Annotated in this window: 10 protein-coding genes; 9 read left to right on the top strand and 1 reads right to left on the bottom strand. The window is 67.6% G+C overall.

Annotation, left to right across the window (positions count from 1 at the left end):
* Positions 1–103: 103 nt before the first annotated feature.
* Positions 104–1,999, bottom strand: a complete 1,896-nt coding sequence (dnaA, locus tag ACWCRB_RS13095) for a chromosomal replication initiator protein DnaA (protein WP_450996109.1) — start codon at positions 1,997–1,999, stop codon at positions 104–106.
* 388 nt (positions 2,000–2,387) lie between these two features.
* Between dnaA and rpmH the strand changes: the two genes are divergently transcribed.
* From rpmH to ACWCRB_RS13140, 9 genes are all read left to right on the top strand, one after another.
* Positions 2,388–2,525 carry a 50S ribosomal protein L34 gene (rpmH, locus tag ACWCRB_RS13100; protein WP_006381191.1) on the top strand — a complete coding sequence of 46 codons (138 nt, stop codon included), beginning with the start codon at positions 2,388–2,390 and terminating at the stop codon, positions 2,523–2,525.
* Between the two features lie 21 nt (positions 2,526–2,546).
* On the top strand, positions 2,547–2,918 hold the full coding sequence (gene rnpA / locus ACWCRB_RS13105; protein WP_105970237.1) for a ribonuclease P protein component: 372 nt from the start codon (positions 2,547–2,549) through the stop codon (positions 2,916–2,918).
* On the top strand, positions 2,915–3,268 hold the full coding sequence (gene yidD / locus ACWCRB_RS13110) for a membrane protein insertion efficiency factor YidD (RefSeq protein ID WP_105970238.1): 354 nt from the start codon (positions 2,915–2,917) through the stop codon (positions 3,266–3,268). The genes rnpA and yidD overlap by 4 nt, the downstream gene beginning before the upstream one ends.
* Positions 3,269–3,271: 3 nt before the next feature.
* The gene (yidC, locus tag ACWCRB_RS13115; protein WP_450996110.1) at positions 3,272–4,558 is read left to right on the top strand and encodes a membrane protein insertase YidC; all 1,287 of its coding nucleotides are present in this window, start codon (positions 3,272–3,274) and stop codon (positions 4,556–4,558) included.
* Positions 4,559–4,573: 15 nt separating this feature from the next.
* On the top strand, positions 4,574–5,089 hold the full coding sequence (locus tag ACWCRB_RS13120; protein WP_369029137.1) for a Jag family protein: 516 nt from the start codon (positions 4,574–4,576) through the stop codon (positions 5,087–5,089).
* A 181-nt stretch (positions 5,090–5,270) separates the two neighbouring features.
* On the top strand, positions 5,271–5,987 hold the full coding sequence (gene rsmG, locus ACWCRB_RS13125; protein WP_235476827.1) for a 16S rRNA (guanine(527)-N(7))-methyltransferase RsmG: 717 nt from the start codon (positions 5,271–5,273) through the stop codon (positions 5,985–5,987).
* A gap of 315 nt (positions 5,988–6,302) precedes the next feature.
* Positions 6,303–7,376 (top strand): AAA family ATPase, encoded by a 1,074-nt coding sequence (locus ACWCRB_RS13130; protein WP_105970242.1) that lies wholly within the window; start codon positions 6,303–6,305, stop codon positions 7,374–7,376.
* The gene (locus tag ACWCRB_RS13135; protein WP_450996111.1) at positions 7,373–8,476 is read left to right on the top strand and encodes a ParB/RepB/Spo0J family partition protein; all 1,104 of its coding nucleotides are present in this window, start codon (positions 7,373–7,375) and stop codon (positions 8,474–8,476) included. Before ACWCRB_RS13130 ends, ACWCRB_RS13135 begins: the two co-directional genes overlap by 4 nt.
* Positions 8,477–8,807: 331 nt before the next feature.
* The gene (locus ACWCRB_RS13140; RefSeq protein ID WP_450996112.1) at positions 8,808–9,425 is read left to right on the top strand and encodes a GNAT family N-acetyltransferase; all 618 of its coding nucleotides are present in this window, start codon (positions 8,808–8,810) and stop codon (positions 9,423–9,425) included.
* The last annotated feature ends 77 nt before the right edge of the window (positions 9,426–9,502 follow it).

Below are 9,502 nucleotides of genomic sequence, written 5' to 3' on the forward strand. Positions count from 1 at the left end.
ACAGCGGGTTGCGGTGCGGCAACGGCCGACAGACCCCGAAAACGGCGAAGGCGCCCTCGGGAACTCGTCCCGGGGCGCCCTCAGCGGAGTGACTGCGCTGCTGTCAGCCGTTCTTGATGCGGTTGGTCAGCTCGGTGACCTGGTTGTAGATGGAGCGGCGCTCGGCCATCAGCGCGCGGATCTTGCGGTCGGCGTGCATGACGGTCGTGTGGTCGCGGCCGCCGAACTGCGCGCCGATCTTCGGCAGGGAGAGGTCCGTGAGTTCGCGGCACAGGTACATGGCGATCTGGCGGGCTGTGACCAGCTGGCGGCCTCGTGAGCTGCCGCAGAGGTCCTCGACCGTGAGGCCGAAGTAGTCGGCGGTCGCCGCCATGATGGCCGGCGCGGTGATCTCGGGGGTCGAGTCCTCGCCGCCGGGGATCAGGTCCTTGAGGACGATCTCCGTGAGGCCGAGGTCCACCGGCTGCCGGTTGAGCGACGCGAACGCCGTCACCCGGATCAGCGCCCCCTCCAGCTCGCGGATGTTGCGCGAGATGCGGGAGGCGATGAACTCCAGTACCTCCGGCGGGGCGTTGAGCTGCTCCTGGACCGCCTTCTTACGGAGGATCGCGATACGCGTCTCCAGCTCGGGCGGCTGGACGTCGGTGGTCAGGCCCCACTCGAAACGGTTCCTCAGCCGGTCCTCCAGCGTCACCAGCTGCCTGGGCGGCCGGTCGGAGGAGAGCACGATCTGCTTGTTGGCGTTGTGGAGCGTATTGAAGGTGTGGAAGAACTCCTCCTGCGTCGACTCCTTGTCCGCGAGGAACTGGATGTCGTCGACGAGCAGGATGTCCATCTCGCGGTAGCGCTTGCGGAAGCTGTCGCCCTTGCCGTCGCGGATGGAGTTGATGAACTCGTTGGTGAACTCCTCCGAGCTGACGTACCGCACGCGCGTGCCGGGGTAGAGGCTCCGCGCGTAGTGCCCGATCGCGTGCAGCAGGTGGGTCTTGCCGAGTCCCGACTCCCCATAGATGAAGAGGGGGTTGTACGCCTTCGCGGGCGCCTCGGCGACGGCGACCGCGGCCGCGTGGGCGAAACGGTTCGACGCCCCGATGACGAAGGTGTCGAACAGGTATTTGGGGTTGAGGCGTGCGGTGGGCTCGCCGGGGCCCGGTGCCGGGCTCTGCCGCGAAGCGGACGGGCCGGGGGCGCCTCCGCCGGGGCGCATGGAGCCGCCGGGCCCTCCGGGTCCGCCCCGGTGCGGGTGGCCGCCGCCCGACGGGGACTCGGGGAGGTCGCGGCGGTTGTCCCGCTGCTCGTACTCCGACCGCTGCTGTTCGTAGTCGTTGCGCTGCTGGCCGTACTCGGACTGCTGCTGCTCGTATTCGGACCGCTGTTGTTCGTACGGGGAGCGGTCGCGCGGCGGCTGGGGGCGGTAGTCCGAGGACGGGGAGGCGTACGGGTCGCGCTCCGGGAAGCCGAGCCGGGGCTGCTGCCAGCCGTAGTCGTCCTGGCTGGTCCGGGGCCAGGCGCCGGGTTCGGGGCGCTGGTACTCGGAGGGGTAGGCGGGGCGGGCGGTGGGGAGCTGGTCGCCGTGGGAGGGCTGCTGGCCGTCGCGCGTCTGGGAGTGGTCCTCGGCACGGTGGCGGCCGTACCCCTGGTACGGGTCGCGGGACGGCGGCAGCTCGGGCTCGTCGTAGCGCGACTGCTGCGCGGCGGGGGGCGCGGGCGGGGAGGGTTCGCCGACGGAGTCGTCCACGGTGATCGCGATGCGGATCGGCCGGCCGCACTCGCGGCTGAGGGTCTCGCTGACGATCGGTGCGAGGCGGCCTTCGAGCACGCCTTTCGCAAATTCGTTCGGTACGGCGAGCAGTGCGGTGTCCGCGACCAGGGCCAGCGGCTGGCAGCGCCTGATCCAGCGCTCGTCCTTCACCTCGACGCCCTGTCCACGGCCCTCGCCGAGGAGATGTTCGAGCACTCGTGGCCACACTGCGGCAAGATCGGCAGGTACGTCAGCCACAGGGCACGCTCTCTCACGGGGTCCCACGAACGTGTGGTTCTGGGACGTATCGGGATGTACATCGGGTGGGACGGGCGAATGGGAGTCCGGCCAAGGTAGTCAGGGCGACGGGTGCGGTTCAAGTTGTTGTCCCCAGCCTGTGGATAGTGTCTCGCCCCGGGTGCTGGTTTGACCGGATGGCGTAGCCCCGCGTACCGTAACCAGGTCGAGTTGTCGATGGCTGCTGCCGCCTGCCTCCGATGGGCATAGATCACCAACAAGGGCTCCCACCAGGGCACCTTCCAGTGATCGGGAGCGGTGCACTCGGGCGTAAGCGAGCTACTCGTGGGCGCACGGTGACAGCCAAGACGGCACCCCGGTACCTACCGATTCTTTCTGGAGCCCCCGAGTGAGCAAGCGCACCTTCCAGCCGAACAACCGTCGCCGCGCGAAGACCCATGGCTTCCGCCTGCGGATGCGTACCCGTGCCGGTCGCGCGATTCTCGCGAACCGCCGTGGCAAGGGTCGCGCGAGCCTGTCCGCCTGATCCTGATCAGGTCATGACGTCGTGCTGCCTACCGAGCATCGGCTGAGGCGGCGCGAGGACTTCGCGACCGCGGTACGACGGGGTCGCCGGGCCGGCCGCCCGCTCCTCGTCGTCCATCTTCGTAGCGGTATCACAGACCCGCACGCGCCTGGGGAGAGCGCTCCCCCGACGCGTGCGGGTTTCGTCGTCAGCAAGGCAGTGGGCGGCGCGGTCGTCCGCAACAAGGTGAAGCGCAGGCTTCGCCACCTGATGCGGGACAGAGTCGCCGAGCTGCCCCCCGGTAGCCTGGTAGTCGTACGAGCGTTGCCCGGTGCGGGCGATGCCGACCATGCACAGCTGGCCCGAGACCTGGACGCCGCTCTGCAGCGGCTGCTGGGAGGGGGCGCGCGATGAAGTACCCGCTACTGGCTCTGATCAAGTTGTACCAGTGGACGATCAGTCCGCTGCTCGGGCCGGTCTGCAAGTACTACCCGTCGTGCTCCCACTACGGCCACACGGCCATCGACCGGCACGGCGCGGTCAAGGGAACGGCACTCACGGCTTGGCGCATCCTGCGGTGCAACCCGTGGTCGCTCGGCGGTGTGGACCATGTCCCGCCGCGCAAGCGTCCGCGGTGGCACGAAATGCTGCGCAACGCCTGGCATGCACGCAAGGGCGGGACCTCCGCCGCCGGCGCGGCCATCGAGGGGCAGAATCCTTCGAGTCCGGCCGCCGAGACCCCGTCCCATGTCCAAGGAGCATGATTAGTGGACACGATTGCCAGTATTTTCAGCTTCATCACGACACCCGTTTCCTGGGTCATCGTCCAGTTCCACAGCGTGTACGGCGCGATCTTCGGCGACGACACCGGGTGGGCCTGGGGCTTGTCCATCGTGTCCCTGGTGATCCTGATCCGCATCTGCCTGATCCCGCTCTTCGTGAAGCAGATCAAGGCGACCCGGGCCATGCAGACGCTGCAGCCCGAGATGAAGAAGATCCAGGAGCGCTACAAGAACGACAAGCAGCGCCAGTCCGAAGAGATGATGAAGCTGTACAAGGAGACGGGCACCAACCCGCTCTCCTCGTGCCTTCCCATCCTGGCGCAGTCGCCGTTCTTCTTCGCGCTGTACCACGTGCTCAACAGCATCGCGAACAACGACACCATCGGTGTCATCAACCAGGGACTGCTGGAGAGCGCGCAGAAGGCGCACATCTTCGGTGCTCCGCTGGCCGCGAAGTTCACGGACAGCGCGTCCGACGTCGCGGCGCTCGACGCCTCGCTGACCACTGTCCGCATCGTCACCGCGGTCATGATCGTCCTGATGTCGGCGTCGCAGTTCTACACGCAGCGTCAGCTGATGACGAAGAACGTCGACACCACGGTGAAGACGCCCTTCATGCAGCAGCAGAAGATGCTGATGTACGTCTTCCCGATCATGTTCGCCGTCTTCGGTATCAACTTCCCGGTCGGTGTCCTCGTCTACTGGCTGACCACCAACGTGTGGACCATGGGCCAGCAGATGTACGTCATCCGCAACAACCCGACCCCGGGCAGCAAGGCGCAGGCCGCCTACCTGGAGCGCCTGCACAAGCACGTCACGCACCACGGCAAGACCCGTGGCCGCGGTGAGCGCGCCATCGTGAAGGCCATCGTCACCAAGGGCCGCGACCGCAACGAGTTCGAGCGCAAGTTCATCAACGGTCTGAACAAGGCGGGTCTGGCGGCCCAGGCCGACGGCACGGTGACGAAGGGCGTGAACCCGGAGGTCACCGAGACCGAGGACGGTACGCACGCCACCGGCACGCCCAAGCGCCAGCAGCCCAAGCGCCAGAGCAAGTCCCAGCGTCAGTCGGGCGGCCCCAAGCCCGCGGGCGGTGCCGATCCGGACACCCCCACGACCTCGCTGATCAAGTCCGACGAGCCCGAGGACGCCAAGCCGGCCGGAGGAGCCGCCAAGCAGGCCGGCTCCAAGCCCGCCTCCGGTACCCGCAGCAAGGCCCAGTCCGGACAGCGCAAGGGTCCGCAGCGCCCCAAGTCCCCGTCCAAGAAGTAAGAAGGAGTCCATCCCGTGACGGAAGGCACCACCACCTCCGCCGCAGCAGAGGGTGTCGACACCCTGTCCCGCCTGGAGCAGGAGGGCGAGATCGCGGCGGACTACCTTGAGGGTCTGCTGGACATCGCCGACCTCGACGGCGACATCGACATGGATGTCGAGGCCGACCGCGCCGCTGTCTCGATCATCAGCGACGCCGGCAGCCGCGACCTGCAGAAGCTGGTCGGCCGGGACGGCGAGGTGCTGGAGGCACTCCAGGAGCTCACGCGCCTGGCCGTGCACCGGGAGACCGGGGACCGCAGCCGTCTGATGCTGGACATCGCGGGCTACCGCGCCAAGAAGCGCGAGGAACTGTCGGAACTGGGCGCCAAGGCGGCGGCCGAGGTCAAGAGCTCCGGCGAGCCCGTCAAGATGAAGCCGATGACCCCGTTCGAGCGCAAAGTCGTGCACGACGCGGTGAAGGCCGCCGGCCTGCGCAGCGAGTCCGAGGGCGAGGAGCCCCAGCGCTTCGTCGTCGTCCTTCCCGCCTGATCGATACGTACGTCACTCCGGCCCCGTCTGTTGCGCAGACGGGGCCGAACTTTGTCAGCCTTGGTTCCCGGCAGCTGTTGGCCCCCTGTTCGTCCCCTTGTGGTCCTCGACAGCACCGGTCCCTGATAGTCCTGGTGATCAGCGCCCAGTGCGCTCATGCGGTACGGAAGGACGGTCCCCCGTGACGGAGGCAGCGGAGCTTCCCCCGGCGCCCGAGGAGGCGCGCGAGGTGTTCGGCGATCGCTTCGCGGACGCGGTCCGATACGCGGAGCTGCTCGCCGAGGCGGGCGTGCAGCGCGGTCTGATCGGACCGCGTGAGGTGCCCCGCCTCTGGGAGCGGCACCTTTTGAACTGTGCCGTGCTCTCGGAGGTCGTGCCCGAGAACGTGACGGTGTGCGATGTCGGCTCGGGTGCCGGTCTGCCCGGCATTCCGCTGGCACTGGTCCGGGAGGACCTGAAGATCACGCTGCTCGAACCCCTGCTGCGCCGGACCAACTTCCTCTCCGAGGTCGTCGAGCTGCTGGGCCTGGACCATGTGACGGTTGTCCGCGGGCGTGCCGAGGAGGTCATGGGGTCGCTTCAGCCGGTCCATGTGGTGACGGCGCGTGCCGTGGCTCCGCTGGACCGTCTGGCCACCTGGGGCATCCCGCTGCTGCGTCCGTACGGGGAGATGCTCGCGCTCAAGGGGGACACCGCGGAGGAGGAGCTGAAGGCTTCGGCCACCGCGCTGAGCAAGCTCGGGGCGGTCGAGACGTCCATCCTGCATGTGGGTGAGGGCGTGGTGGACCCGCTGTCCACGGTTGTACGGGTCGTGGTCGGGGAGAGCCCCGGCGGAGTGCGGTTCGCGGCGAAGCGTGCCAAGGCTGCCCGGACGGGACGGACCCGGCGCCGGCGCTGAGTCGCTGCCTGGTTATCGCTGAGTCGGGAGTTTTTCGTCACGTTTGTTGATCCGCCCTGACGACGAGCCTTACTCCACACAAGCTGCCAAACCTATACATCTCGGAGTGTCGCGCCACCGTGGCCCTCGCAGCTAGGCATCTTGTTTCACGTGAAACGTCGCTCACTGCTGCACGGCATCATCAGCCGCGGCCGGGCCGCGGCCGCTCCCCGCGACCGAAAGCCGCTCCGTTCACTCGGAGAGGTAACGGAGTTGTCCACAGAGGTGGATTTCTCCACAGAACACCAGGCCTCACTGGTTCACGACCCCGAAGACATGGCAGGCTCTGTTCATTGCGAGCCTGAAGTCGAGGAGAGTGAATCCTTGCGGTCCAACGCCAACATCGCGGGACCGATGACCGATCCGGTCCCCGGTCCCCGTACCGAGTCGATTGGGGAGGATGTTTCACGTGAAACACCGCCCCCGATGGACGACACTCCCATCGGTCGTGCTGCCCAATTGGCGGTGGAGGCTCTGGGGCGGGCCGGCGAAGGCCTGCCACGGCCGGAGCAGACCCGTGTCATGGTGGTCGCCAACCAGAAGGGCGGGGTGGGGAAGACGACGACAACCGTCAACCTCGCCGCCTCGCTGGCCCTGCACGGGGCTCGCGTTCTGGTCGTGGACCTCGACCCTCAGGGCAACGCTTCCACGGCACTGGGGATCGACCATCACGCCGATGTTCCTTCCATCTATGACGTGTTGATCGACAGCAGGCCACTCTCGGAAGTCGTTCAGCCGGTCCCCGATGTCGAGGGCCTCTTCTGTGCACCCGCCACCATCGATCTCGCCGGTGCGGAGATCGAGCTGGTGTCACTGGTGGCACGAGAGAGCCGGCTTGAGCGTGCGATCCAGGCGTATGAACAGCCTCTGGACTACATCCTCATCGACTGCCCGCCCTCGCTCGGTCTGCTGACGGTCAACGCACTGGTCGCCGGCGCCGAGGTCCTCATCCCGATCCAGTGCGAGTACTACGCGCTGGAGGGCCTGGGGCAGCTGCTGCGCAACGTCGATCTGGTACGGGCCCACCTCAACCCGGATCTGCATGTAACGACGATCCTGCTCACCATGTACGACGGCCGGACGCGTCTCGCGTCGCAGGTCGCGGACGAGGTGCGCAACCACTTCGGCGACGAGGTGCTGCGGACGAGCATTCCGCGCTCGGTCCGTATCTCCGAGGCGCCGAGCTACGGTCAGACGGTGCTCACCTACGATCCAGGATCGAGCGGTGCCCTGTCCTACCTTGAGGCAGCCCGGGAAATTGCGCTGAAGGGTGTCGGCGTCAGCTATGACGCGCCGCACGCCCACATCGGCGCACAGAGTGAACAGAGCCTCGTGGAGGGGATCCAGTGAGTGAGCGACGGAGGGGGTTGGGCCGTGGTCTCGGCGCGCTGATCCCTGCTGCACCGACCGGGGACAGGCCGACGCCACCAGCGATGGGGGGTGGTGCCGCCTCCACTTCACCGGCTGCGGTACCCGTACTCACCGCCGAGCGCGGAGTGGCCGCGGCGAAGGTGGCCACGCTGCCGCCTGTTTCACGTGAAACAGAGGACTTCTCCTCGAACGAGTTCGGGGAGGCACCGGCGCCGCCCATCGGTGCTCACTTCGCCGAACTGCCCCTCGACTACATCACGCCGAACCCGAGGCAGCCGCGTGATGTGTTCGACGAGGACGCGCTGGCGGAGCTGGTCACCTCCATCAAGGAGGTCGGTCTCCTCCAGCCCGTCGTCGTACGGCAGGTGGGTCCCGCTCGCTACGAGTTGATCATGGGCGAGCGGCGCTGGCGGGCCTGCCGTGAAGCGGGCCTTGAGGCGATCCCCGCGATCGTGCGGGCCACGGAGGACGAGAAGCTCCTCCTGGACGCGCTGCTGGAGAACCTTCATCGGGCTCAGCTGAACCCGCTGGAAGAGGCGGCCGCCTACGACCAGTTGCTCCAGGACTTCCACTGCACGCACGATCAGCTTGCGGACCGGATCGGCCGTTCGCGTCCGCAGGTCTCCAACACCCTGCGGCTGCTGAAGCTCTCGCCGGCGGTGCAGCGCCGTGTCGCCGCCGGAGTCCTCTCCGCCGGGCACGCCCGGGCGCTTCTCTCCGTCGACGACTCGGAGGAGCAGGACCGACTGGCCCACCGGATCGTGGCCGAGGGCCTCTCGGTGCGGGCTGTCGAGGAGATCGTGACCCTGATGGGCTCGCGGCCGAAGGCGGCCGCGCGTTCCAAGGGGCCGCGGGCCGGGGCGCTGGTGTCTCCCGCGCTGACCGAGCTTGCGGGCCGTCTCTCGGACCGCTTCGAGACGCGGGTGAAGGTCGACCTGGGGCAGAAGAAGGGCAAGATCACCGTCGAGTTCGCCTCGATGGAGGACCTTGAGCGCATCCTCAGCTCCCTCGCCCCGGGCGAGGGGCCGGTCCTTCAGAAGAGCCTTCTGGACGACGACTCTGAGGACTCGGAGGACTGAGGCCTCGGCCGGCCGGGTGGATTTCCGCTCATTCGGCGGTCGGAGCGGGCTGTGTTCCGGTGTGTACCGGAACACAGCCCGCTCTTTGCTTTCAGGCGGTATCGATGCAATCGCTTCATGGATACGATGCGTTCGGGTATGACGCATCCACCTGGCAGCACCTCTGAGTTGAGGAGGCGAGGGCCATGCGAACGGTGAGCCGCACCGGACTGGTGAGCGCGGGTCTGGGACTGGGCGCCGTCGGCGGGTTCGTCGGCAGTCTGCTCAGGGAACGGAGCGCTCTGACAGCCGCCCGCGACGCTGCGGGCGAGGGAAGCGAGGAACAGCCTTCATGGGGCGTCGGCTCGTACCGCTCACGCTGGACAACCTTCAGGACCTTCCCAGGCGCTGTCGCGCGTGCGTCTTCTGGGAACTGGATCCCGTCAGCGGGGAAGCCGCGGTAAAGGCAGGAACGCCCGCGCTGGAGAAGGAAGCGTGGATCTCGGCGGTCCTGCTCGACTGGGGTTCCTGCGGCCGTGTCGTCTACGTCGACGACAACCCGGTGGGGTTCGTGCTCTACGCCCCTCCGGCTTACGTTCCCCGCGCCACGGCATTCCCCACGAGCCCGGTCTCGCCGGACGCGGTGCAGCTGATGACCGCGTTCATCATGCCGGGCTACCAGGGTCAGGGACTGGGGCGCGTGATGGTGCAGACGGTCGCCAAGGATCTTCTGCGACGGGGCTTCAGGGCGATCGAGGCCTTCGGGGACGCCCGTTGGAAGGAGACGGCCTGCGTCCTGCCCGCCGACCATCTGCTCGCCGTGGGCTTCAAGACGGTGCGACCCCATCCCGCGCACCCTCGCCTTCGGCTGGAGCTGCGGACGACGCTCTCCTGGAAGGAAGACGTGGAGTTGGCGATCGACCGGCTGCTGGGAGCAGTACAGAAGGAGCCGGTGCTTCGACCGCTCTAGGCGCTGGGGAAAAGACGAGTGGGGGCGGCGGGGAGGGGCCGCCGACCCCAAATGTATAGAGGAAAAAAGAACAAAGA

Source organism: Streptomyces sp. NPDC002156 (assembly GCF_053593675.1).

Excerpts from the sequence above, each read along its gene's own strand:
- yidD (WP_105970238.1), top strand. The coding sequence starts at position 2,915 with ATGAAGTACCCGCTACTGGCTCTGATCAAGTTGTACCAGTGGACGATC.
- ACWCRB_RS13130 (WP_105970242.1), top strand. The coding sequence starts at position 6,303 with ATGGCAGGCTCTGTTCATTGCGAGCCTGAAGTCGAGGAGAGTGAATCC.
- ACWCRB_RS13140 (WP_450996112.1), top strand. The coding sequence starts at position 8,808 with ATGGGGCGTCGGCTCGTACCGCTCACGCTGGACAACCTTCAGGACCTT.